The 23,438-nt window shown below is 57.2% G+C and carries 26 protein-coding genes and 1 tRNA gene; 14 read left to right on the forward strand and 13 right to left on the reverse strand.

From position 1 onward, the window contains the following. From CL1_RS10115 to CL1_RS10125, 3 genes are all read right to left on the reverse strand, one after another. Positions 1-1,095 (reverse strand): AAA family ATPase, encoded by a 1,095-nt coding sequence (locus CL1_RS10115; protein ID WP_237266251.1) that lies wholly within the window; start codon positions 1,093-1,095, stop codon positions 1-3. 74 nt (positions 1,096-1,169) lie between these two features. Further along, positions 1,170-1,799 carry a YigZ family protein gene (locus CL1_RS10120; RefSeq protein ID WP_014789790.1) on the reverse strand — a complete coding sequence of 210 codons (630 nt, stop codon included), beginning with the start codon at positions 1,797-1,799 and terminating at the stop codon, positions 1,170-1,172. A gap of 3 nt (positions 1,800-1,802) precedes the next feature. Continuing rightward, entirely contained in the window at positions 1,803-2,249 is a 447-nt protein-coding gene (locus tag CL1_RS10125; protein WP_048152279.1) for an HAD family hydrolase, read from the reverse strand. Between the two features lie 107 nt (positions 2,250-2,356). Between CL1_RS10125 and CL1_RS10130 the strand changes: the two genes are divergently transcribed. The 3 genes from CL1_RS10130 to CL1_RS10140 all read left to right on the forward strand — a co-directional run bounded on the left by CL1_RS10130 (position 2,357) and on the right by CL1_RS10140 (position 3,830). Then, complete coding sequence (locus CL1_RS10130; RefSeq protein WP_014789792.1) at positions 2,357-3,169, forward strand: phosphatase PAP2 family protein; 813 nt, start codon at positions 2,357-2,359, stop codon at positions 3,167-3,169. A 39-nt stretch (positions 3,170-3,208) separates the two neighbouring features. Continuing rightward, positions 3,209-3,285, forward strand: a tRNA-Thr gene (locus CL1_RS10135). 32 nt (positions 3,286-3,317) lie between these two features. Continuing rightward, complete coding sequence (locus CL1_RS10140) at positions 3,318-3,830, forward strand: hypothetical protein (RefSeq protein WP_014789793.1); 513 nt, start codon at positions 3,318-3,320, stop codon at positions 3,828-3,830. Positions 3,831-3,838: 8 nt separating this feature from the next. Here CL1_RS10140 and CL1_RS10145 read toward each other — a convergent pair whose 3' ends face one another. Then, complete coding sequence (locus CL1_RS10145; RefSeq protein ID WP_014789794.1) at positions 3,839-4,270, reverse strand: hypothetical protein; 432 nt, start codon at positions 4,268-4,270, stop codon at positions 3,839-3,841. A gap of 223 nt (positions 4,271-4,493) precedes the next feature. Between CL1_RS10145 and CL1_RS10150 the strand changes: the two genes are divergently transcribed. After that, a complete protein-coding gene (locus CL1_RS10150) occupies positions 4,494-5,348 on the forward strand; it encodes a DMT family transporter (protein WP_048152475.1) in 855 nt (284 codons plus the stop codon). On the opposite strand, the gene CL1_RS10155 is transcribed toward CL1_RS10150, so the two are convergent. Then, a complete protein-coding gene (locus tag CL1_RS10155) occupies positions 5,323-5,991 on the reverse strand; it encodes a glycosyltransferase family 2 protein (protein WP_014789796.1) in 669 nt (222 codons plus the stop codon). The two genes, CL1_RS10150 and CL1_RS10155, sit on opposite strands and share 26 nt — an antisense overlap. After that, positions 5,992-6,849 carry a 3-methyl-2-oxobutanoate hydroxymethyltransferase gene (gene panB / locus CL1_RS10160; RefSeq protein ID WP_014789797.1) on the reverse strand — a complete coding sequence of 286 codons (858 nt, stop codon included), beginning with the start codon at positions 6,847-6,849 and terminating at the stop codon, positions 5,992-5,994. It abuts the gene before it with no gap. Positions 6,850-6,940: 91 nt separating this feature from the next. Between panB and CL1_RS10165 the strand changes: the two genes are divergently transcribed. The 6 genes from CL1_RS10165 to CL1_RS10190 all read left to right on the forward strand — a co-directional run bounded on the left by CL1_RS10165 (position 6,941) and on the right by CL1_RS10190 (position 12,394). After that, a complete protein-coding gene (locus tag CL1_RS10165; protein WP_014789798.1) occupies positions 6,941-7,201 on the forward strand; it encodes a ribbon-helix-helix protein, CopG family in 261 nt (86 codons plus the stop codon). Next, positions 7,170-7,628 carry a type II toxin-antitoxin system VapC family toxin gene (locus tag CL1_RS10170; protein WP_014789799.1) on the forward strand — a complete coding sequence of 153 codons (459 nt, stop codon included), beginning with the start codon at positions 7,170-7,172 and terminating at the stop codon, positions 7,626-7,628. The genes CL1_RS10165 and CL1_RS10170 overlap by 32 nt, the downstream gene beginning before the upstream one ends. A gap of 5 nt (positions 7,629-7,633) precedes the next feature. Continuing rightward, positions 7,634-8,062 carry an archease gene (locus tag CL1_RS10175; RefSeq protein WP_014789800.1) on the forward strand — a complete coding sequence of 143 codons (429 nt, stop codon included), beginning with the start codon at positions 7,634-7,636 and terminating at the stop codon, positions 8,060-8,062. Between the two features lie 9 nt (positions 8,063-8,071). Continuing rightward, complete coding sequence (locus CL1_RS10180; RefSeq protein ID WP_014789801.1) at positions 8,072-9,007, forward strand: tRNA (cytosine(49)-C(5))-methyltransferase; 936 nt, start codon at positions 8,072-8,074, stop codon at positions 9,005-9,007. Then, a complete protein-coding gene (locus tag CL1_RS10185; RefSeq protein ID WP_014789802.1) occupies positions 9,004-9,450 on the forward strand; it encodes a methyltransferase RsmF C-terminal domain-like protein in 447 nt (148 codons plus the stop codon). Before CL1_RS10180 ends, CL1_RS10185 begins: the two co-directional genes overlap by 4 nt. Before the next feature lie 61 nt (positions 9,451-9,511). Next, positions 9,512-12,394, forward strand: coding sequence for an intein-containing RctB family protein (locus CL1_RS10190; RefSeq protein WP_014789803.1), 2,883 nt, complete (start codon positions 9,512-9,514; stop codon positions 12,392-12,394). A gap of 43 nt (positions 12,395-12,437) precedes the next feature. On the opposite strand, the gene CL1_RS10195 is transcribed toward CL1_RS10190, so the two are convergent. The 3 genes from CL1_RS10195 to CL1_RS10205 are packed head-to-tail and all read right to left on the reverse strand — an operon-like array spanning position 12,438 to position 16,413. Continuing rightward, positions 12,438-13,364 (reverse strand): ABC transporter permease, encoded by a 927-nt coding sequence (locus tag CL1_RS10195; RefSeq protein WP_014789804.1) that lies wholly within the window; start codon positions 13,362-13,364, stop codon positions 12,438-12,440. Further along, positions 13,361-15,487 (reverse strand): NEW3 domain-containing protein, encoded by a 2,127-nt coding sequence (locus tag CL1_RS10200; RefSeq protein ID WP_014789805.1) that lies wholly within the window; start codon positions 15,485-15,487, stop codon positions 13,361-13,363. The genes CL1_RS10195 and CL1_RS10200 overlap by 4 nt, the downstream gene beginning before the upstream one ends. Then, positions 15,484-16,413, reverse strand: a complete 930-nt coding sequence (locus tag CL1_RS10205) for an ABC transporter ATP-binding protein (protein WP_014789806.1) — start codon at positions 16,411-16,413, stop codon at positions 15,484-15,486. The genes CL1_RS10200 and CL1_RS10205 overlap by 4 nt, the downstream gene beginning before the upstream one ends. 100 nt (positions 16,414-16,513) lie before the next feature. Here CL1_RS10205 and moaC point away from each other — a divergent pair, with 100 nt between their 5' ends. Continuing rightward, positions 16,514-16,990, forward strand: a complete 477-nt coding sequence (moaC, locus tag CL1_RS10210) for a cyclic pyranopterin monophosphate synthase MoaC (protein ID WP_014789807.1) — start codon at positions 16,514-16,516, stop codon at positions 16,988-16,990. Here the strand turns inward: moaC and CL1_RS10800 are convergent. Beyond that, positions 16,975-17,148 carry a hypothetical protein gene (locus CL1_RS10800; protein WP_014789808.1) on the reverse strand — a complete coding sequence of 58 codons (174 nt, stop codon included), beginning with the start codon at positions 17,146-17,148 and terminating at the stop codon, positions 16,975-16,977. The genes moaC and CL1_RS10800 overlap by 16 nt on opposite strands. Positions 17,149-17,182: 34 nt before the next feature. After that, on the reverse strand, positions 17,183-17,482 hold the full coding sequence (locus tag CL1_RS10215; protein WP_014789809.1) for a hypothetical protein: 300 nt from the start codon (positions 17,480-17,482) through the stop codon (positions 17,183-17,185). Positions 17,483-17,573: 91 nt separating this feature from the next. Between CL1_RS10215 and CL1_RS10220 the strand changes: the two genes are divergently transcribed. Both CL1_RS10220 and CL1_RS10225 read left to right on the forward strand, forming a co-directional pair. Continuing rightward, the gene (locus CL1_RS10220) at positions 17,574-19,304 is read left to right on the forward strand and encodes a P-loop NTPase family protein (RefSeq protein ID WP_014789810.1); all 1,731 of its coding nucleotides are present in this window, start codon (positions 17,574-17,576) and stop codon (positions 19,302-19,304) included. 93 nt (positions 19,305-19,397) lie between these two features. Beyond that, entirely contained in the window at positions 19,398-20,573 is a 1,176-nt protein-coding gene (locus tag CL1_RS10225) for an ATP-binding protein (RefSeq protein WP_014789811.1), read from the forward strand. Between the two features lie 2 nt (positions 20,574-20,575). Here the strand turns inward: CL1_RS10225 and CL1_RS10230 are convergent, their stop codons facing one another. Beyond that, positions 20,576-21,244, reverse strand: coding sequence for a Kae1-associated kinase Bud32 (locus CL1_RS10230; RefSeq protein WP_014789812.1), 669 nt, complete (start codon positions 21,242-21,244; stop codon positions 20,576-20,578). A gap of 4 nt (positions 21,245-21,248) precedes the next feature. Next, positions 21,249-21,560: a hypothetical protein gene (locus CL1_RS10235; RefSeq protein WP_014789813.1), complete on the reverse strand. Its 312-nt coding sequence runs from the start codon at positions 21,558-21,560 to the stop codon at positions 21,249-21,251. Positions 21,561-21,737: 177 nt separating this feature from the next. On the opposite strand from CL1_RS10235, the gene thsB reads away from it, so the two are divergent. Further along, a complete protein-coding gene (gene thsB, locus CL1_RS10240; RefSeq protein WP_014789814.1) occupies positions 21,738-23,399 on the forward strand; it encodes a thermosome subunit beta in 1,662 nt (553 codons plus the stop codon). Positions 23,400-23,438 lie beyond the last annotated feature (39 nt).

Below are 23,438 nucleotides of genomic sequence, written 5' to 3' on the forward strand. Positions count from 1 at the left end.
TCAGTGGGAACTGAATTTCTCAACGACCTCACGAAAAAGTGGGTCCTCAATCCAGTACCTCTTCTCCGCGGAGCGGACGAAGCCCGCTTTCTCCAGTGTTTCAAGGTATTTATAGACGTGCTGCACCCTGGTGGGGGCAACGCCAAGGGATTGGAGCTTCCTGTAAACCTCGGCTCCCCTGAGGGCGCTGGGGTATGCTTTGGCCAGCACTTCAAGGACACCCAGGTATACCTCGCTGTTGTAGACGTTTAGAAATGCCTCTATGTCCTTCCGCCACTCATCGAGCGCGTACCTCCTGCTCTCCTCAAGGGCCATCGGAAGCGCCTCTTCCGGGTCTTTTCCATTTCTCACGAGATTCACAACGGTGAGACCGTAGTGGGAGATGAAGCCGGGAACTCCCCCCAGCTCCTCGACGGCCCTCGACAGCTCCAGTTCGTTCGTTACCCTTATTCCGTAGCTCCTGAAGCCCTCCATGAGGTAGGCCTTCCCTTCCTCGCTGTTCCATCTAGGCAGGGTGAACACCTCAGCGGAGCGCATGAAATTGGGCTTTGAGGGGCCTGGGTTCAGGTACTCAATCAACATTCCGGGCATTGAGCCCGTGAAGACGAGGGAGATGTTGGGGTAGCTGTCCGTTATCTCCTGCAGAAGTCCCCTGAAGTCAAGGTTTTTCAGCCTCGCAAGAACCTGGGCCTCATCGAATATCAGGACGCCCAGCCGGGAGTTCTGGGAAAGAACCCTGACCAGTGTTGAAAAGTCCTTGCTGAACTCTTCGATGCTCGTCTTCCTGACCTCAACGCTGATGCCTCTAAACGATACAGTGTAGCTCTTGCTAGCCGTTATCATCTTCAAAGACGTTCTCTTTGGCTCTATATCCGATATTGAGATTGCCCTTGATCCCAGGAATCTGGAGAAGTTGAAGTAGATGTAGTGATGCCCGCGCTTCCTCTTCAGCTTTTCCGCCATCACACTAACCACGCTCGTCTTTCCAACCCTCCTCGGTCCGAGAAGTATTGCAGCATTGCCCCGGAGAACCGCATTGAGAACGTCTTCCACTGCCCTTTTATGTCCCTCTCCCCAGAGGCAGTCCTCCTCCATCACCGGTCGCGTCCGGAAGAACTTTTTACATACCATGTAATTTACACCCCATGTAAATTACATGTCATGTAAATTTAAAGGTTCCCCTCGAAGGGACTCATGAAGAGCCTCCTCAGCCGAACCCTTCCCCTCGTCCGCTCCCTCAAAAGCTCCATCAGCTTCTCCGCCTCGCCCTTCCTCGTTTCAACGGTGAAGGTGACCACTTCGTCGTAGTTCTCCCCGACGACCCTTCCTCCTGCCTTTTTGATCGTTTCCCTGACCGTGTGGAAGAGGCCGTAGGGAAAGGTGATCTGGAAGCGCTCCGTCTCATAGATCTCGATGATTCCAGCATTTTCGATGGCTAAACTTGCCGCATCACTGTAGGCCTTAACTAGACCGCCGTAGCCGAGCTTTATCCCGCCGAAATAGCGCGTGACCACGACGACAACGTTGCTCAGGCCCTTGTTCTGAATCACCTTGAGCACGGGCTTTCCGGCCGAACCCTTCGGCTCGCCGTCGTCATCGTAGCGAACCGCGAAGTTTCTGCCATCGTTTATGAGGTATGCCGAGACGTTGTGCGTTGCATCGCTGTGGTGGGCCTTTATCTTCGCTATGAACGCCCTGGCGTTTTCCTCAGTCTTCGCCGGCGAGGCGTAGCCTATGAAGACCGACTTTTTGATCACCAGCTCCGCCGTTCCGATACCCTTCAGCGTTCTGTATCCCATAATTCACCCTCTGAGCGTCGCTATCAGCTTCCTCTCGTCGAGGAGCATGGCTATGGCGTCCTTAACGTCCCTCACCACCACGTCGCTCGCGAGGAGGGCATCAATCGTTGCTCCCTCCGGCCCAATCACGCAGAAAGCCAGCTCAGCTCCCTCGAGCATGGCAACGTCGTTGTTTCCGTTCCCCACAGCCGCGTACGGGGCGTAGCCCCGGGCTATCTCCGCCTTCTCGGCACCGCTTGAAACCCGCTCTATCCTCACCGGGAGCCCCCTGAGCTCCTCCTCCAGCGTTCCGAACGTGTCGGCGCTGAGAACGACGACCGTGTAGCGGTCGGCCAGCCTCTCGAGGAGGTGCCTGACCTCTTCGTCAATCCTCCCGTTCTCGCCCAGGGTCCCGTTCAGGTCAAAGAGAACGGCCCGCACCTCAACGTTGCCAAAGTTTGGTATCTCCATGTTCTTCACCATCGCGAATTTGGGTGTAAGGTTTTTAAGGCTTGGAGTCATATCCCCTTCGTCCAAGAGTTGTGAATTAAAGACCTGACTACCTGGAGGTAGAAGTCATGAACCTGCTCCAGCAGCGCCTTAGGGATCCGGAAGTGCTCGTCAGGCTCAACGCCTTCTTCCTGAGCTATTTCGGCTGGATAGCCTTCGGCGTTCTCTACGGCATCATCGGACGCTGGAGTGTGGACGTTACGCGGGAGTTTCTCAGACTTCCTCTCACCTCCAGGGACTTCGTCGTGGGGCTCGTGAACTTCACGAAGAGCATTCCTCCGCTCTACGGCCTCTTCACTCTGGTTTACTACCTTGGCTTCGCAGGTTCGATAGCGCTGATAGTGGCGTACCTCCTCCTGTACCTCCGGGACCTTGAGTCCTCCGACAGGCTGCTGGCCAGGTACCTGATGGCCTACGCCGTGGCCGGAGCAATATACCTAGTCTTCCACATCTACGCCCCCCACATAGTTTACGATCTACCGGGCTACACCTCCGAAAACACCCTGCTCACGAGACAGGAGTTCGTCCTCCCCTCGCTTCACAATACCTTCATTATGATAAACATAATCACCCTCTGGAGGTACAGGAAGCGCCTCGGGGCGAGGGCCATAATCCTCGTGAACGCCCTCATTCCATTTGCCACGATCTTCCTGGGCCACCACTGGGTGTACGACGTTGTATCGGGCTTTGCGCTTGGAATATTTGTTTCTCGCATCTCCAGGGGCTGGAGCGCCCGGCTTTCGGACTGGATATACCGCCTGGAGGTTTCCTCCCTCCAGCGGGTGACCGTCTTTAACTTCCTCCTCGCCCTGATAGTCCTTATCCTGGCCGCGAATCCTGACAGGTGGGCCGAGCTGATCAGCGGCATCACCGCCCCCTGAGAAAAGCTTATAAATCCCCGTTCGGTTCCTTAGAACGGTGCCGGGGTAGCCTAGCTCGGCAGGGCGGCGGACTCGTAATCCGCAGGTCCCGGGTTCAAATCCCGGTCCCGGCTCCACAATTCTATCCAGTCCGATTCTGATGCTGGGGGTGGTACTTATATTCGAGGAAAAAGCGTCGTTGATAAAATACCTGCGGCTTTTAGACGAGATTGTTCACAAAACGTACGCTGAGACTGCTCTTCCCATAACGTCTTTCATCGTGGCCTTTGTAATCGCCAAGATGGACGGTGTTGATGACCCGGGCTTTTTCTCGAACCTGCTCGGCATATGGGCCCTTGTGGTGGTTGCGATTTCTCTGGTCGTCTTTGCGGGAATGTCGATATTTCCCGAAACCGGACACCGGCGTGATCCAGTGCTCTCCACTGTGGCCTTTGCTTGCACGATTTATGTCATCGCAGGGGTTCTACTGGGGACGAGGGATTTTAGGGTCCTAACCTCGTGCCTTCTCCTCACGCTGGAGAGCATTTTATTCGATCGGGGCGTTCAGCTCAGGACAGTCCCTGTGGACAGGTTCGTTGAGGGTACGAAGGTTATCTCCGGTCTCCTGCTGATAATCGGTATTGTCGCCGGTATCGTTGTATTCCTCAAGCCCCCGTCATGATTTCGTCATTACCACGGCACCAACCCGCTCTCCACCGTGAGGGACACCCTTACCGGCCCGTCGTCCGAGTCGGGAAGCAGGACTAGGTACAGTGGGCCGTTTTTCGGAAACCTCCAGAGTCTCTCGAGGTTTCTTATTCTCTCCGCTTTGAGAAAGCAGAGAGAACCCTCACCCGATTTCAGCATGGCGATGCCGGTTCCATCTGTGATGCACACCGTCACCGGCTTGGTGGACTCTATCGAAAGGTATACCGTGCTCCACGAGTGACCTTTTATCTTGTAAACGTAGTACTCCCCGGGGTTGAGAGTCAGATCCTCGTGGAACCTGTACGAGGCCCCCCACACCGCAGTCCCCAGGAGTATTATTACCACTATCACGGCAGAAAAGCCAAGGGCTTCAAGCTTTCTCAGCGTTGGGGGTCTCAACATTATCGTCGGCATCTGTTCCCCCTGATATGTATTATCAGAATTCTATTTAAACATTGTGACTAGACGTTCCATTTTTTGGCACCCTTGTTACTGAAGTTTCCAGCGTTTGCCATTTTGATAAGTAGTTAATCCATAGGTATAAGCCTGGAAGAAATCCAAGATGTTGTGGTGAATCGAGGTGAAGTTTTGAAGGCCTCCCGACGAACTTTATAAGCTGGGGCTTTAATTTATGCACATGCGGCGCGAGCTGGAGGGCACGGTGCTGGCACTGATTGGGACCTTCATCTACGGCATCGAGCCCGTTGTCATAAAGTCCAACCCGACCAATCCAGTTGGCTTCGCCGCCCTCTCAGCCCTCATAGCCTCGCTCGTTTTGTGGACCGCGGCCCTCTGGGACGGCGGAATCCGGGAGTTGAGGGACGATCCCTCTGGAATAAAGCGTGCATTTCTCGTCGGCCTCTTTGGGACCGCTCTCGCGTACCTTGCCTACTCTTTCGGCGCGAGAATGAGCACCGCCATAAACGCGGCCCTCCTTACCAGGAGTGAGGTGCTGTGGTCGTTCCTCCTCTCCTGGCTCTTTCTAGGGGAGAGGATAACAGCCCGCCTGATTGGCTACGCCCTCTTTCTCTTGGTCGGCCTGAGTCTCGTCATTACTCAGGGTCGCCCGGTTCAGCCAATGCCAGGGGACGCGCTTCTCCTGCTCGTGCCCCTCTTCTGGCAGATGGGTCATGTCATGGCCAAAGGACTGCCCTACCGTCCCACCATCATCGCCGCGCTCCGAAACACCTTCGGATTCCTCCTTCTTCTCCCCTTGGCCGCTGCAACGGGAATGGAGCCTTCTCCATTCATAGTGGTGGAGGGACTGGTGATAGCTTTCGGTCAGCTGGTGTGGTACAGAGCCATAAAACTCATCAACCTGTCGAAGGCCACCGCGATAATAACACCCGCCCCGGCGGTGGCAATGGCCGCAGGTGTTCTACTTGGCGAGCCTCTGACGGTATACCACCTGGTCGGCTTTGTCCTCATAACAGCCGGGACCCTCGGAGTGATAAAAGTTGAGAGCGCTAGAAGCGGAGGTAGGCCCTTATGAACCGCAGAACGTCCTTCGGCCCGAAGCGCCCCTCCCTGTTCGGGTCGTATATCATGCTCACTGGCACCTCCGCTATCCTTGCCCCCATCTTGGCCGCCTTCAGGAGCATCTCGGTCTCGACCTCGTAGCGGTTGCTCTCTATCTCCGGCAGGAACTCCCTCCGGAACGCCCTGAACCCGCTCTGAGTATCGTAGACGTGCCTCCTGAGCTTGAGTCTTATCAGCCTCGTCGTCAGTATGTTGCTCAGCCGCCTGTGGAGAGGTCTCTTTCCCCTCTCCTCGACCTTCCTCGCGCCTATCACCATGTCGGCCTCGCCCTTCACTATCGGCTCGACGAGCCTGGCTATGTCCTCCGGCTTGTGCTGGCCGTCGGCGTCCATGAACACCACTATCTCTCCCGTGCTCTCCTCGACACCCCGTTTCATCGCGCAGCCCTTGCCGCAATTTCTCTCCAGCCGCACCGCCCTTATTCGCCCGTCCATCTCGGAGAGCCTTTTCGCCACCCGGTACGTACCGTCGCTCGAGCCATCGTCCACAACTATTACCTCGTCCACGAACTCCGGGATTCTCTCGAGCACTCCGGCTATTCGTTCCTCCTCGTTGTAGGCCGGAATCACGACGCTTATCCTCTTTCCACCGAGCATTCAATCAGCCTCGTCTAGTTTTTCGAGGGCCTTGCGGGCCTTCCTCTCAAAGTCCTCCTTGTCGAGGAACTCCCAGTAGTGCTCCTTTCCCGGGAACGCGCCGTTCTTTACCTCCTCGCGGTAGTTCTCGAGAGCGAGTCTTATCATGCCGCCTATGTCCGCGTACTTCTTGACGAACGGGGGAACCTCCTCATAGATTCCAAGGAGGTCGTGCCACACCAGAACCTGGCCATCGACCCAGGGGCCGGAGCCTATGCCTATCGTCGGTATCGAGACCTCCTCGGTCACCAGCCTGGCGACGTCGGCCAGTGTGAACTCCAGAACCACAGCAAAAGCACCGGCACGCTCCAGGGACTTTGCATCGCGCAGGATCTCCTCTATCTCCTCCTCGGTCTCGCCCATCAGCCTGTAGCCACCGAGGCGGAGGTAGCGCTGAGGGGTCAGGCCGGTGTGCCCCATCACCGGGATTCCCATTCTCACGAGCTTTCTGACGAGTTTCTCGTGGTCAGCTCCGCCCTCGATCTTGACGGCATCTGCCCCCGCCCTGATAAGCCGAAGGGCGTTTCTAAGGGCCTCGCCGGTGTCTATCTCGTAGCTCCCGAAGGGCATGTCAGCGAGAACGAGCGCCCTCTTCACCGCCCTGGAGACGGCCCGCGTGTGAAAGACCATCTGGTCCATCGAGACGTTGAGGGTGTTTTCTTCCCCGTAGACGACCATTCCGAGGGAATCACCCACGAAGATGATGTCGATGCCGGCCCTGTCTGCCAGGAGGGCCGAGGGGTAATCGTAAGCGGTCACCATCGTTATCTTTTCCCTTCCCTTCATCTCGATTATACGCCTTGGTGTTACCTCTCTCATTCTCCCCACCTCTCCCCATTTAGACGGCGGTCTAATTAACGGTTTCGATAGGGTTATATGCCAACGTCGGTAATTACCTACAGGTGGTGGCATGGGCAAGGTCAAAACGAGCGTTTACGTCGATGAGGAGCTGTGGAGGGAGTTTAAGGAGCTGGCCCTCAGGGAGGGGAGCGAAATCAGCAAGTTGCTGGAGGAGGCGCTGATGAACTACCTCATAAACGAGGTTCTGAGGGACATCGACGACTCCGAGGTTCCGCTGTGGTTCGAGCCCCTTAACGTGGGGGGAGAGAGCAGTGAAAAGCTCCTGAGGGAGATGAGAGATGACAGGGAAAAGCGTTTACTTGGACAGTAGCGCAATCCTGAAGAGGTACCTGAACGAAGAGGGAAGCGACGTCGTGAGGAAAGCCTTCAGGGACGCCTACAGGGGCGAGGTGAAGCTGGCCTTCAGCATCTGGAACGTTGGGGAGGTGCTCGGTGTGTTCGACAAAAAGCTCAGACGTGGAGAGCTCAGTGAGGAAGACTTCAACTTCCTCAAAAAAGGCTTTCTGGCCGAGGTAAAGCGGTTCACGAGGTTAGGTGTCCTGGAGGTCGTTCCCGTCCATTCCCTGCTCCTCGCCGATGCGTGGGAGTTGATTGAAAGGCATCACCTGTACCAGGCCGACGCCCTGCAGATAGTGTCCGCAAAGTACGTGGGAGCTGAGAGCTTCTACACCGCAGATAGGAGGCTTCATGAAGCGGCGGTTAAGGAGGGTTTGAACTCAACACTCCTCGTGGGGTGAGCGAAATGAGGAAATGGGAGCACTACGAGCACACCGCCGACATAGGCGTTCGAGGGTTTGGGGGGAGCCTTGAGGAGGCCTTTGAGGCGGTAGCGCTGGGCCTCTTCGATGTAATGGTAGATGTTAGGAAGGTCGAGCCTAGGGAGTGCCGCGAGGTTGAGGTCGAGGAAGAGGACCTGGAGGCGCTCCTCTACTCCTTCCTCGAGGAGCTCCTGGTTCTTCACGACATGGAGGGCCTCGTCTTTGGCGACGTCAAGGTCGAGATAGAGAAGACCGAAGGGGGTTACAAACTCAAGGCCAAGGCCTGCGGTGAGGTTCTGGACTACGAGAAGCACGGGCCGAAGGAAGAGGTGAAGGCAATAACCTACCACGACATGAAGATCGAAAAACTGCCGGACGGACGGTGGCTTGTCCAGTTCGTTCCCGACCTGTGAGGTGGTCAGATGAGCGCGAGGGAAATGGTTAGGGAAACCAACCCCAAGTTCTACGAGCGCTACTCAAAGCTCGAGGACACCGACGAGTTCTGGGAGTTCCTGGTCAAACCGCTGAGGCAGAGCATAAGGGTGAACACGCTGAAGGCTCCGCTTGATGTGGTCGTTGAGAGGCTGAGCGAGGAGTTCGAGCTCGAACCGATTCCCTGGGTGAGGGAGGGCTTCTTCATAAACGTGGATAACCTCGCAAAGGTTCCGGAGCACGGTCTCGGCCTAATCTTCGGCCAGGAGGCCAGCTCGATGATTCCGCCGGTGGTGCTTGAACCCAAACCTGGCGAGCTGGTCCTCGATATGGCCGCTGCACCCGGCTCAAAAACCGGCCAGATAGCCCAGTACATGGAGAACAGGGGTTGCATAATCGCCAACGACCCCAAGATAAGCAGGGCCAACGTCCTCATAGCCAACTTGAACAAGATGGGCGTTCTCAACACTCGCGTTACCACGAAGGACGGCGCCTACTTCGCCCGCTTCGAGAACACGTTTGATAGGGTTCTGCTCGACGCGCCGTGCTCCTCCATCGGAATGATAAGGAAGAGGCTGAGGTTCCTGGAAGAGTGGAGGCTCAGGGGCGTCATCAAGTACATGAACATTCAGAAGAGGCTTATCCTGGCCGCATACAGGGCGTTGAAGCCCGGCGGAACGCTCGTCTACTCAACCTGCACTATAGACCCGGTCGAGAACGAGGAGGTCGTCGATTACCTCCTCAGGAAGACGGACGCGATGCTCGAGCCGATAAAGCTTCCAGTTAAGACGAGCGAGCCGGTTCTCGAGTGGGAAGGGAGGGTCTATTCAGAAGAGCTGAAGAAAGCCCTCAGAATACACCCGAACGACAACGACACGGAGGCGTTTTTCATAGCCAAAATCGTTAAACCGGGTGATGTGGAATGAGCAGCCCGAGGGACGAGGTTGGTAAGGTGAGCGATGCCGAACTCGTCAGGAGGCTTCTCATCGAAGGTTACGGCCACGCCCCGGACCTCGAGTACGAGATCAGGGGACGCTATCACAAGGTCTACGCCTGGAAGCCCTGTGCCCTCGACGTCAGCGGGCCGGACAGGAACGGGGTGTACTTCGGCAGGATAGAAAGCGACGGGATAAGGCTCAGCATCGAGGGGGCCTTTCTCGTCGGGCCAAAGGCGACGAAGAACGTCGTCGAGCTGGACGATGAGAGGGCCAAGCGCTACCTGGCCGGTGAGAGCGTCGAGATTGATGACAAAGACCTTCACGGCTGGGTCATCGTCAGGTGGCGCTTCTACTACCTAGGCTCCGCCAAGGCCAAGGAGGGGAGGCTGATAAACTACGTGCCGGGGGAGAGGAGGCTGAGGCTCGAGTAACAACTCCGTCCCTCGAAAGCTTAAAATAAATCTTAGGGCCACCTAAGGTGGGGGTGGGAAGATGGTCCCGTTGAAGAGGATAGACAAGATTCGCTGGGAGATTCCCAAGTTCGACAGGCGCATGAGAGTTCCGGGAAGGGTTTACGCTGACGACCAGCTCATCGAGAAGATGCGCGGCGACAGAACCCTCGAGCAGGCGGCCAACGTTGCCATGCTCCCCGGCATCTACAAGTACTCCATCGTCATGCCCGACGGCCACCAGGGCTACGGCTTCCCGATTGGCGGAGTTGCGGCTTTTGACGTGAAAGAGGGCGTGATAAGCCCCGGAGGAGTCGGATACGACATCAACTGCCTTGCCCCTGGCTCAAAGGTGCTGACTGAGCACGGTTACTGGATTAGGGTAGAGGAGATGCCCGAAAAGTTCAAGCTCCAGGCGGTCAGGGTGTACGACATAGACGAGGGCCACAATGACTTCTCCGGCGTTGCCTTCGTGGCGGAGAGGGAAGTTGAGAAGAACGAACTGGCCGTCAGGATAGTGACAGAATCCGGGAGGGTTATAGAGGGGAGCGAGGACCACCCGGTTCTCACCCCGGAGGGCTACGTCTACCTCGGGAACATCAGGGAGGGCGACGAGGTTCTCGTTTATCCCTTCGAGGGCGTTGAGTTCGAGGAGAAAAGTGGGGTAATCCTCGATGAGGGTGACCTTGAGGGCGCGGACGCGCAGACGATCAGGTTCCTGAAGGAGAGAAACCTCCTACCGCTCCGCTGGGAGGACCCGAAGATCGGAACCCTCGCGAGAATACTCGGCTTCGCCTTCGGCGACGGCCACCTCGGCGAGATGGACGGCAGGCTCTACCTGAGCTTCTACGGGAAGGAGGAAACCCTCAGGGAGCTCAAGAAGGACCTTGAGAGGCTCGGCATCAACGCCAACCTCCACGTTCGCGAGAGGGACTACCGCATCGAGACGGTGAGCGGGAAGTACGAGGGGAGGAGTGTTTCCGCGGAGCTCAGGGTGACGTCGAGGAGCTTTGCCCTCCTCATGGAGAGGCTCGGAATGCCGAGAGGAAGGAAGGCTGAAACTGCCTACTCCGTTCCAGGGTGGATCAAGGAAGCCCCGCTCTGGGTCAAGAGGAACTTCCTCGCCGGCCTCTTTGCCTCGGACGGAAGCGTCGTGGAGTTCAAGGGCAACACGCCCCTGCCAATAAACCTCACCCAGTCGAAGGCCCGGGAGCTTGAGGAGAACCTCAGGGAGTTCATGGAAGAGATAGCCGGCATTCTCGCCGAGTTCGGCGTTAAGACAACTGTTTACCCGGTGAAGTCGAGGAAGGGCGTTACCTACAGGCTCGCCCTCGTCGGGGAGGAGAGCATCAGGAACTTCCTTGGAAGGATAAACTACGAGTACGACCCCGAGAAGAAGGCAAAAGGGCTCGTGGCTTACGCTTACCTGAAGTTCAAGGAGCACATTAAGGAGGAGAGGAGAAAAGCTGGCGAGACGGCAAGAAAGGTTTACAGGGAGACCGGAAGCGTCTCAAAGGCCTACGAGGCCGTCAAGGACGTGGTAAACAGGCGCTTCGTGGAGAGGGCCATCTACGAGGGCGAAAAGGAGCCCCGCGTTCCTAAGGACTTCCCGACCTTCGAGGAGTTCGCGAGGGAGAGGGGCTACGAGGGCGGCTTCGTCGCGGAGAGAGTCGTCAAAGTTGAACGGGTCAGGCCGGGCTACGACAGGTTCTACGACATCGGCGTTTACCACGACGCCCACAACTTCATAGCCAACGGCGTCGTGGTTCACAACTGCGGCGTCCGCTTAATCAGGACCAACCTCACCGAGAAGGAAGTAAGGCCCCGCATCAAGGAGCTCGTAGACACGCTCTTCAAGAACGTGCCGAGCGGGCTTGGGAGCAAGGGACGCGTGAGGCTCCACTGGACCCAGCTCGATGACGTCTTGGCGGACGGTGCCAAGTGGGCCGTCGACAACGGCTACGGCTGGAAGGAGGACTTGGAGCACCTGGAAGAAGGCGGCAGAATGGAGGGTGCAGACCCAAACGCTGTAAGTCAGAAGGCAAAGCAGCGCGGAGCGCCACAGCTCGGTTCCCTCGGCTCGGGGAACCACTTCCTGGAGGTTCAGGTGGTTGACAAAATCTTCGACGAGGAGATAGCGAAGGCCTACGGTCTCTTCGAGGGGCAGGTCGTGGTAATGGTTCACACCGGGAGCAGGGGCCTCGGCCACCAGGTGGCGAGCGACTACCTCAGGATAATGGAGAAGGCCAACAGGAAGTACGGGGTTCCATGGCCCGACCGCGAGCTCGTCAGCGTTCCCTTCCAGACCGAGGAGGGGCAGCGCTATTTCAGCGCGATGAAGGCCGCTGCCAACTTCGCGTGGGCCAACAGGCAGATGATAACCCACTGGGTCAGGGAGAGCTTCGAGGAGGTCTTCAAGAGGAAAGCGGAGGACATGGAGATGAGCATCGTCTACGATGTGGCCCACAACATAGCCAAGGTCGAGGAGCACGAGGTCGACGGAAAGAGGGTAAAAGTCGTCGTCCACAGGAAGGGAGCGACGAGGGCCTTCCCGGCCGGCCACCCCGACGTGCCGAGGGCCTACCGCGACGTCGGACAGCCGGTTCTGATTCCTGGCTCGATGGGGACTGCAAGCTACGTCCTGGCCGGAGCTGAGGGTTCGATGAGGGAGACCTTCGGAAGCTCCTGCCACGGCGCCGGCAGGCTGCTCAGCAGGAAGGCCGCAACCAGGCAGTACCGCGGAGACAGGCTGAAGAGCGAGCTCGCAAGGCGGGGAATCTACGTCAGAGCTGCATCGCTCAGGGTCGTCGCCGAGGAGGCTCCCGGTGCTTACAAGAGCGTGGACAACGTCGTCAATGTGGTCCACCAGGCTGGAATAGCAAAGCTCGTCGCGAGAATGCGCCCGATGGGCGTCGCCAAGGGCTGATGCCCGCTCTCTTTTTTCAGCATGCATAAAAATATAAAACGGTTCAGTTGAGGTCACCGGTCAGGAACCTGGCGTAGGCGATGGCAAAGGGAAGGAGGAGCATAACCAAGAGCATCGCCAGGCTGTTGAAGCCGTAGAGCAGGACGTCGCTCATCGGTATGTAGTAGTTCACGAACCTGTCGCCCCCGAAGATGTACTGGACGAGCTGGACGTAGTGGTGTGCTGGGTTTATCGCGTGTAGCCTGCTCGTCCAGACCTCCAGCTCTTCCTGCCAGAGCTGGTGAGCGGTAGTGCCCCAGGGAGGTTCGGGGCCGACTATTCTCTGCGCGACTACACCGGCCACTATCCCGTAAAAGACCGTAAGGAATATCGCCAGCCCCACCGCGGCCAGCATTGAGGTTTCGGGCTTCTTGGAGAGGGTGGAGAGGAGTAGGCCCACCGAGAGGAAGACGAGGGTGTAGAGTATGGTGACCGCCATGGCCGCAAAGCCCCTGACCAGGGAATCTGCGTCCAGTGGGAGGCCTAGCATCAGCATTACCGCCACCATGGCCACGTAAGCCACCAGGTTCGTTACAGCCACCAGTGTCGCCATTCCGAGGAACTTGCCGTTTATGACCTCGTCCCTGTAAACCGGGTGGCCGAGGAGGACCTTCATCGTGCCGCTCTCGATTTCCCTGTTCACCGCGTCTGCCCCGAGGGCCGCCCCCAGAACCGCGCCGAGGACGGTGATTATCATCATGTTCACTGTAAAGAGCACGGCCAGGGGGGTCGTGTATATCTCCCCCGTGACCCCCCAGACGGTGAAGCTGTTGCTCTCGACGGTCGGAACCCCCAGTTGGACCAGGTAATCCTTGGTCCCGTAGACGGCGAGGCCGAAGATGACTAGGTAGGTAGCCACTATCACCGTGAACCTCCTGCTCTTGACGGCGGTGTAGAGTTCCTTGAGGGCTATGTTCCAGGCCGGGTTCATCTCCTGCCGACCCTCCTCATGAGCCAGAACACTATTCCGAACGCGACCACGAGGAGCAGGACGCCGATGTAGGCACTGCTTGAGCTTTGGGTGACCCTGACGGTGACGACGGTCTCGGCCATCGCCTGGTCACCCGCGGCGCTGACCCTGATGGTGTACGTCCCGGCAGGGGCGGATTTCGGAACCCTTATCCGTAACTCAACGCTCTGGCCCCCGCTGACCCAGACGTTGCCGCCCTGTTGCATAACCCCGATCCTTGGAATCGTGTCCGGGACCACCTCAACCTCCCAGCCGTTTGGAGCCTGGACCGAGAACTTGACGTTGGTGACGGTTCCGGACGCGTCCACCCATATCGTCGTCGCGGTGGAGCCGCCGGCCTTAACCGTCAGGGAGGGGTAATCGGGGGTGAGGGACAGGGTGGCAGGATTCTCGACCCTGATCGTCAGGGGGAGTTCAACGCTGGTTCCCTTTCCAGACACGATGACCTTCGCCTCCAGCTCCCCCGACTCGACGTTGAAGGGCGGTATTATGACGAGGTACGCGTTCACGCTTTGGCCTGGCTGGGCTTTCAAACTCCCAACCGGGATCGTCCCCTGCGGGTCCTGGCTGAGAACGTAGCTCCAGCCGTCGGGAAGGCCCGTAACCTTTACCCCGTACTCGTCCTCGCGGGAGCCGAGGTTCCTGATGGTGATTGCCACGTCCCCTGAAGAACCCGGTCCGGCGGTTATAACGTCGCTCTCCAGGGCAGCCTCGAAGTAGTAATCGGCCCGGTTCAGGGTTACGGTGATGCTCTTCTCCTCGCCGTCGAGTAGCTTTATCCTCTCTTCCACGGGAGTGCAGCCATTCGCGCCTGCGGTGAGGGTGTATGTTCCGGGCTTCAGCTCGAAGACGGCTCCCCTTCCAGCGGGGGCCGTGACGTTCCTGCCCCCGATTGAGACCCAGCCCTCCAGCGGGTTGCCGGAGTCGTCCACCAAGAGGACGGTCAGCCTGGCCGGCTGGCCAAGGTAGGTTTTGTAGACGTAGACATCAAGGCCGTGCTTTTTTCCGTTGATGAAGAACTCCACCCTGTGGTTTCCGAGGGTCGCGTTCCTCGGGATCTCCACCACGAGGCTAGCGGTGAAGCTTCCCGCCACCTCGAAGCTCCTGAGCCTGTACTGGCCGTCGGTGAGATAGAGGCTCCAGCCGCTCTCCAGCTCCCCGGGCCGGAACTCCACGGTGCCGGTGCCGGTGAAGGTTAGGGGAACGGTCAAACTCTCCCCGGCCTCGGCCTCAACCCCGGTGTACGGGAGGGAAACCTCCACCCCCGAAAGCTCAACTTCAAGGCTTCCGGTGACGTTTCCAACCGCGAAGGTGATTGTTCCGCTTCCCGATGGTTCAACGTGGAGGGTGACCGTTATTGATCCACCAGCAGGGAGGGTTATCTCCTTCACCTCTATCCCGCCGTACAGAAAGCCCGCCTTCCAGCCATCTGGAATCGAGAGAACCTTTAGAGGCAGCGTCACGTCGGAGATAGAGGAGCTGGTTATGGTTATCGGGACGTCCACGGGACCGGTGGTTCTGACCTTCTGGTACGGGTAGAAGAGGGAGTACGCAGGTGCGATGGCTTCTGAGGCCGGCTGCGCGGCGTAGACTTTAATCTCCTTTCCATCGTACTCGAGGGCTATTAAATCCACGACGGCGGTGCCGTTGATTTCCAGAGTTCTGGAGACGCCATTGACCGAGACGTCCACGGTTCTTTCCCCAACTGCGGTTACCTCAACTACGTTGCCGTTGAAAGTTGCCCTAGCCCCGGCCTCCGGCTCCAGGGCCGTCACGAAGTCGGGCTTCACCGAGACGACCACAAACCCGCCCTCTGCGGTGTAGCTGCCCAGTATGACCCTTAGACCGTCGCGCTCTATCTCCGTTCCGAAGGCGAAGGGCTTGAGCTCCACTATCCTGCTCCCGTTGCGGAGCATGAGGTAGTAGCTCCCATCTGCCGCCTGAACGACAGTGAGGGTGTGGTTTCCCACCTCAAGCGCCTGGTCTGGCGAGAGTCTGCCCTCGAAAACGGTGACGTAGGGCTGTGCCAGCGCTGGGGAGATCAGAACCATAAGCGCAAGAACAACCGGGATAATCCTCTTCACTCCTCCTCCCTCCTGTAAATAGCCTTCAGGAAGACGTCCTCCAGGCTTGGCTCCTCCATCTCGAGGCTGAGTATCGTAACGCCCCTTGACGAGAGGTGCCTTGACAGCCATTCCCTAACATCGGTTCGCGCGAAGATGATGGCCCTGTTGGGTGCGAGGCGCTCCACGCGGGTTATTGAATCGTGCTCCAGTTCGGGAAGGGGCTCCTTGGTTTCTATCTTTATCTCGTACCCTTCGAGCTCCATAAAGCGCTTCTTTATCTCCGAAACTGGCCCAATGGCCTTGAGCCTTCCACGAACGATGATACCCACCCTGTCGCTCAGCTCCTCCACTTCGCTGAGAACGTGGCTGGAGAAGAAGACCGTCCTGCCTTCCCGCTTGTACTCCCTTATTATGTTCTTGACGAGTATTGCCCCCTCTGGATCCAGACCGCTCGTCGGCTCGTCCAAGATAAGCAGTTCTGGGTCGTTGATGAGGGTCTGGGCTATTAAAAGCCTCTGCTTCATTCCCTTCGAGAAGGTCTTGGCCTTTCTGTAGCGAACCTCCCAGAGGCCGACCATCTTGAGTAGCTCGGTTATTCTCTTCTCCTTCTCCGCGTTGCTGAGGCGGTAGAAGTTCGCGAAGAACTCGAGGTTCTTCCATGCCGTCAGCTCGCCGTAGACGGTGGCGTTCTCTGGCAGATAGCCGATGCGCTCTTTTATTCCCAGGGGGTCCTTTAAGAGATCCCTCCCGAGTATCTCCACTCTGCCGGAGTCGGGGATTATTATGCCGAGCATGCTGAGTATGGTGGTGGTCTTCCCGGCGCCGTTGGGCCCGAGGAATCCGAAGACCTCACCCTCGAGAACCTCGAAGCTCAGCCCATCGACGGCCCGGAAGTTTCCGTACGACTTTCTGAGGTTCTCCACCAGTATCGCGCTAGTGGGCATATAAGGCACCCCTGATGAAAGTAAAATCCTGCTAATTTCGAGTGTAGTTGGGGGTCAGGGTTTTAAACTTTACTGCCCCAGCCATAGTGGAGGGATAGGAATGGGTGAGCTGACTCACGTGGACGAGAAGGGCGTCAAAATGGTTGAAGTCGGCCATAAGAAGGAGGTCTTCAGGAAGGCGGTCGCTAGGGGAAGGATAAGACTCAGACCGGAGACAATAGGGCTGATAAGGGCAGGGAAGACGAAGAAAGGGAACGTCATAGCCACCGCGCAGATAGCGGGAATACTGGCGGTTAAGAAAACCCCCGAGCTGATCCCCCTCTGCCACCCCATACCTCTAACAGGGGTTGACATAACCTTCGAGTTCGGCGAGGACTACATAGAAGCCACCTGCGAGGTCCGCGCGACGTACAAGACGGGCGTCGAGATGGAGGCTCTGACCGGCGTCACCGTTGCGCTCCTAACCATCTGGGACATGGTGAAGGCTGTCGAGAAGGACGAGAACGGCCAGTACCCGTTTACGAGGATAGAGGATATCCGCGTTGTGGAAAAGGTCAAGGGTCAGTTCGAGCAGTAGTCCAGCACGAAATACTGAATCAGCTTTACCACACCTTCGAGGGGAAACCCGAGGAATAACAGCAGGAACGTCCCGAGCGGATATTCCCTAAAGTAACTCCAGACGAGCCACCACACAGCTCCCCAGATTATGATGCGGGGTATCTCCATTATGACCATTGATTTCCGGGAGACCTCCCTAAGGAGAAAGCGCTTAAGCCCGTTCTCGTCCCGGATAAGGTAGAGGTTTCCACTCTGCCAGCCCCGTCCGATTGCCCTTTTTTTCTCCCCTCGCGACGTACGTTCTCCTTCCGAACTTCAGGACGTAGACGTTCTCTCCGTAGCTGGACGCGAGAAAGGACTCAACGGCAAGCTCCCTGTCCACGTCCTCTGATAGCTCCGACACGTGGAAGCCCTTCCTTCGGAATCCCTCGATGATCCTCTCCCTCTCGAACTTGCTGAGGTCAAGCACCTTGACGCGGCAACAGGGGTCTAGGAGCCTCTCGAAGAACACCGCCTTACCCCGATAGATAGTATTGAGCTAAACACTTATAAACGTTTTTCTTTGAGGTAACTTTTTTAGCGGGTCCGCCTTCACTTAAGCGATGGCGCTCAAGCTCAACCCCGAGGCTAAGGCGATATACCGCTCAATCCGCGAGGAGATAAAGAAACGGCTAGTCCTTTCTGGGAGCTCCCCAATCCTCGATGATTTTGAGCCGGTCTCAAGCCTAGACGAGATTCTCAAGAGGCAGGCTTATCTCCGCGAGAACCTCCCCAGGGTTGGCTCCGAACTGAGGGGGCACCTGAAGAGGATTAAGCCCATCAAGTTCCGCCGCGACTACCTCCACGACAGGATTCTAATAGTCGATGAGGAGGAGATTGAGAGTGCCCGGGAACTCGGTCTCTGCGAGGTCTCCGCGAACCCTGAGGATTCGGAGGGCTACCCGATAGTCCTCAGCACATTAGGCTATGGCATTGACGTCGAGCTCGTCCCCTCCCAGATAGCCCCGGAGCTGTACATCATGCCCCTCTGGGAGAACAGGGAGACTCTCGAAGCGCTGGCCGAGATAGGCGAACTGACCGGCCGGAAGAGCGTCGCCCCCCGGATTCTTGAGGCACTGAGGAAACTTGGCGAAGTCATGGAAAGGCGAAAGCTCCTCGATAGCCTTGAGGAGCTAATAGCCGAGAGGGAGCTCGAGCTGAACGAGCAGATTGAGGAGAAGCTGGAGAAGTTCAGCCTCACCTTGAGCGGGAAGGAGTTGCTCGAGTTCCTCAGCCAGTTGAAGGCCGGGAACTACGAGACCATATTCCGCCACTTCGGAGAGGTCGAGGGCGAGATTCTCGATCTGATAAACGAGGCCGAGAAAGAACTCAGTGAGAGTCTCGGTATCACGGTGGAGCTCTTCTCCCGCGAGGAGCTTTATCCGGTAACCGTCCCCCCTGAGAGGGTCGAGATGCTCCGTGAGGAGCTGGAGAGGGAGCTCAAGGTCGAGCTTTACCTCAGGAGCAGGGAGGTCCTTGAGGAGATTAGGCCCCTGCTACCGAGACTCAGGGAGGAGCTGGAGCGGGTTCACGAGCTGGACTTCCTGCTGGCCGTGAAGGAGTTCACCGCTGGATTCACCTTCCCGGAACCGTGGGAGGGGGGATTGGCCTTCATCAACGGCCGGCACCTCTTCATCGAGAACCCTCAGCCGGTCAGCTACGTCGTCGGGAAGAGGCCTGAGGGTTTCAGCGTGCCCGGCTCGGAGAACGTCCGCGACGAGGGAATCGTGATCCTCACCGGTGCCAACAGCGGCGGTAAGACGAGTCTTCTGGAGCTTATCACCCAGATTGAAGTTCTGTTCCACATGGGGCTCCCGGTTCCTGCTGAGAGGGCCTGGGTCGAGCCCCTCGATGAGCTCTTCTTCTTCAGGCGGAAGAGGAGCGCCTACGGTGCCGGGGCGTTTGAGACTGCCTTACGCTCCTTCGTCCGTGCCCTGAAAAGCGAAGGGAAAAAACTGATACTCATCGACGAGTTCGAGGCCATAACCGAGCCGGGTGCCGCTGTCAAGATAATCGGCGAACTCCTCAAAATAGCCCACGAGAAGGGCTTCCACGTCGTCATAGTGTCGCACCTCGGCGAGGACCTCAGGAAAGAGCTCCCCTTCGCGAGGGTCGATGGGATAGAGGCGAGGGGTTTGGACGAGAGGCTCAACCTCATCGTCGACAGGCAGCCGGTCTTTGGAAAGCTCGGCAGGAGCACGCCGGAGCTAATAGTTGAGAGCCTCGCGAGGAAAAAGCGCGGGAAGGAAAGGGAGATTTTCGAGAGGGTTCTACGGGCTTTCAGGCAGGAGTGAGTTCTGCACTCGTCCCTGCGCGGTGACGGAATGCACGCATATCGTCCTCACGTGGGGACAAGGTTTATAAAGAAACGACGCGCAGGGGATATCATGGAGGACAGAATATTAACTTCCCTGGTAGCAACGAGCCGGCGGTTGATGGCGTGGGCGAAAAAATTTCCAAAGAAGCGCTTTCTTTACCCGGAACTAAAAAGGATAGACGAGGAATACTACGTCGGCATCAAGGGACTTCGGGGCGTTGGCAAAACGGTTCTAATGCTCCAGCTTGCCATGGAAACGGAGAAGAGCATATATTTCTCTGCGGATTCCACACTTATAAAGCCCTTCTCCCTCTACGAGGTTGTCAAGGCTCTCTCCAGCCTCGGATACAGGAACGTCTTCATAGACGAAATCCATAGAAAACCCGATTGGGCGGAAGACGTAAAAACTCTGTACGACGAGCATGAAGTCAGGATATTCTTTTCAGGGTCATCTGCCGTTGATATCCTTCACTCCGGAGCGGACCTGTCCCGTAGGGTCGTGCTGAAGGAACTGCCGCCGGCATCGTTTAGGGAGTGGCTGAACATTCGAAAGGGTATGGATATCCCCGTCCACTCAATGGAAGAAGTGATTTCCAGACCGTTTGACATGACAGAGATGTACATGGAACTTCACGCCCTCTGGACGGAGTACATGGAGAGGGGTGGTGTCCTCTACCCGGAGAGCGGGTTCTACGATGCCCTCGAAAACTCCATCAGAAAGGTTATACTCGAGGACCTATCCGCGCTGAGGGAAATCAGCGTGAAGTACGAGACAGATGCATACCGCCTGCTCTATCTCGTGGCTAAATCTGCTCCCTTTGAGGTGAATTATTCCTCAATAGCCAAGGGGCTGGGCGTCTCAAAGAACATGGCCATAAGGCTCGTTGAGGACCTCTCCAAGGCAGGTTTGCTATACACCCTCCAGCCCTGCGGTAGCGTAAGAAAGGAGCCAAAGCTCTACCTTACAGTTCCACTCAGAATGTTCTTTGCCAAAAAGGGCTTCAGCATTCACCTGGGTGCCTTGAGGGAGGAGTTCTTCGTGAACCACGTGAGGTGGATCTCCCAGCCGTGCTACCTAAAGGGAAAGCGGGGTGAAAAAACCGCGGACTTTAAAGTTGGAGACTGGATAATAGAAGTTGGTGGTGAGAAGAAGAGGAGATATCAGAGGCCGGATTACATAGCCGTGGACGGACTGCTGACCGGAAACGGCAGGATTCCGCTCTTCCTTTTTGGCTTGATATATTGAACTTACCCGACCCAGCTCCTCTCCCTGTACCTGCCGCGGCTCTCGATCTCTTCTATCTTGGCTTTGACTTCCTCTGCCTTCTCCCTGCCCCTGATCTCAGCATAACCCTCCAGAACCGCCTCAAACCCCTCCTCGAACCAGGTGTAGTGCGTGCTCTCCATGGCCCTCTTGAGGAGATGCAGATCGACGCCCTGGGCCTCCAGGGTGGGGTCGAAGTCGGCCAGGCCGAAGTCTATCAGGTAAATCCTTCCTCCGCGGAGTATCATGTTGCTCGTCGTTAGGTCACCGTGGACTATCCCCGCCTCGTGGAGCCTTCCAATCTGCCTCCCGATTTCGCGGCAGAGGGAGAGCCTCTCCTCCATGGGAACCTCTTCGAGGTGCTCCTTCAGTCTCTTCCCGTCGATGTACTCCATTGCGATTACCATGTCCCTCAGATTGACCTCGTAAACGTGGGGGCAGTTCACGCCGAAGTCCTTGGCGCGGTGGAGAACCCTGGCTTCTCTCACCGTCCTCTCCTTCCTCAGCTTCTCGTCTATCTCCCTTATCCGGTAGCGCTTCGGAATCCTGTGCTTGACGATGACCATCTCACCTGGAATGAGCTCGGCTCCAAAGTACTCTCCGAATCCAGCCAGGTATATCTTGGCCTCGGCCCCCTGCTTTATCAGCTCCATGAAATCACCCCGCGTTCAGTGAAAGGTCCTCAATCAGCCGGCGATAATCTCTAACCACAACCCTCATCTCAACGACGTTCTCCATTTTGATGACCAGAATTCCCGCGTTATCCCGTACAACTAAAACGGCCTTATCAACGTTTCCCTCGCCTAGAATTCTGCGCGCGTATTGGAGCTTTTTGGCGTTAGACTCCAACATATCATCGAGAAGGGAAGCGGCGTTGTCAACGTCTACACTCACGACGCCGTAGTCCTCTATGACGTCAAGAATGCTCAGGGCTTTCTCTGGAGTCAACGGGTATATCACGGGTTCCATCGCTCCCACCAGCGGTGCCTTGGTTCTCAAGGTTTTAGCCCTTTCCTCCGCATCTTCGGTCGGTTCCTGTCTATTGTTCAAATTTATCCGGATTTTTTGAAATTTTTGAACAAAAACTTTTTATAGAGCGCTGACGAAGCGTTTCTGCAAAAAGGAATCTGGTAGGAGGAATGTTAAATGGCACAGCTCAGCGGACAGCCGGTTGTTATTCTGCCTGAGGGGACCCAGAGGTACGTTGGAAGGGACGCCCAGAGGCTCAACATTCTCGCCGCGAGGATAATCGCGGAGACTGTTAGAACGACCCTTGGACCCAAGGGAATGGACAAGATGCTCGTTGACAGCCTCGGTGACGTCGTTGTCACCAACGATGGAGCCACTATACTTGACAGGATCGACCTCCAGCACCCTGCTGCTAAGATGATGGTTGAGGTCGCCAAGACCCAGGACAAGGAGGCTGGTGACGGTACCACCACCGCCGTCGTCATCGCCGGCGAGCTCCTCAGGAAGGCCGAGGAGCTCCTCGACCAGAACATACACCCCAGCATCATCGTCAAGGGCTACACTATGGCGGCCGAGAAGGCCCAGGAGATACTCGAGGAGATAGCCATCGAGGTTACCCCGGACGACGAGGGGACCCTCATGAAGATAGCCATGACTTCGATCACCGGCAAGAACGCCGAGAGCCACAAGGAGCTCTTCGCCAGGCTCGCCGTCGAGGCGGTTAAGCAGGTGGCGGAGAAGAAGGACGGGAAGTACGTCGTGGACATAGACAACATCAAGATAGAGAAGAAGGCCGGTGAGAGCGTCGAGGAGAGCGAGCTCGTTCGCGGCGTCGTCATCGACAAGGAGCGCGTGCACCCGAGAATGCCAACCAAGGTCGAGAACGCCAAGATAGCTCTCATCAACGAGGCCCTCGAGGTCAAGAAGACCGAGACCGATGCCAAGATAAACATTACCAGCCCGGACCAGCTCATGAGCTTCCTTGAGCAGGAGGAGAAGATGCTCAAGGAAATGGTCGACCAGATAGCCGCCACCGGTGCGAATGTTCTCTTCGTCCAGAAGGGCATCGACGACCTCGCCCAGCACTACCTCGCCAAGTACGGCATAATGGCCGTTCGCAGGGTCAAGAAGAGCGACATGGAGAAGCTCGCGAAAGCTACTGGCGCCAAGATCGTCACCAACGTCAAGGACCTCACTCCGGAAGACCTCGGCTACGCCGAGCTCGTTGAGGAGCGCAAGATCGCCGGCGAGAGTATGATCTTCGTCGAGGGCTGCAAGAACCCGAAGGCCGTCACCATACTCATCAGGGGCGGCACCGAGCACGTCATCGATGAGGTTGAGCGCGCCCTGGAAGATGCCATCAAGGTCGTCAAGGACGTCATGGAGGACGGCTACGTCCTTCCGGCCGGTGGCGCCGGCGAGATAGAGCTCAGCATAAGGCTCGACGAGTACGCCAAGGCCGTCGGCGGCAAGGAGGCCCTCGCCATCGAGGCCTTTGCAGAGGCCCTCAAGATAATCCCGAAGACCCTCGCGGAGAACGCGGGCCTTGACACCGTTGAGATGCTCGTGAGGGTCATCAGCGAGCACAAGAACAGGGGCAAGAGCATCGGCATCGACGTCTTCGAGGGCGAGCCGGCGGACATGCTCGCCAAGGGCATCATCGAGCCACTCCGCGTCAAGAAGCAGGCCATCAAGAGCGCCAGCGAGGCTGCGATAATGATACTCCGCATCGACGATGTCATCGCCGCCAAGATAAGCAAGCCCGAGGGCGGCCAGGGCGGCGGAATGCCCGGTGGCATGGGCGGAATGGGCGGTATGGATATGGGAATGGGCATGTGAGCCCATCTTTTATTCACTTTTGCACCAAAAATTTTTATT

The sequence above is a fragment of the Thermococcus cleftensis genome (assembly GCF_000265525.1).
Lineage (GTDB): Archaea > Methanobacteriota_B > Thermococci > Thermococcales > Thermococcaceae > Thermococcus > Thermococcus cleftensis.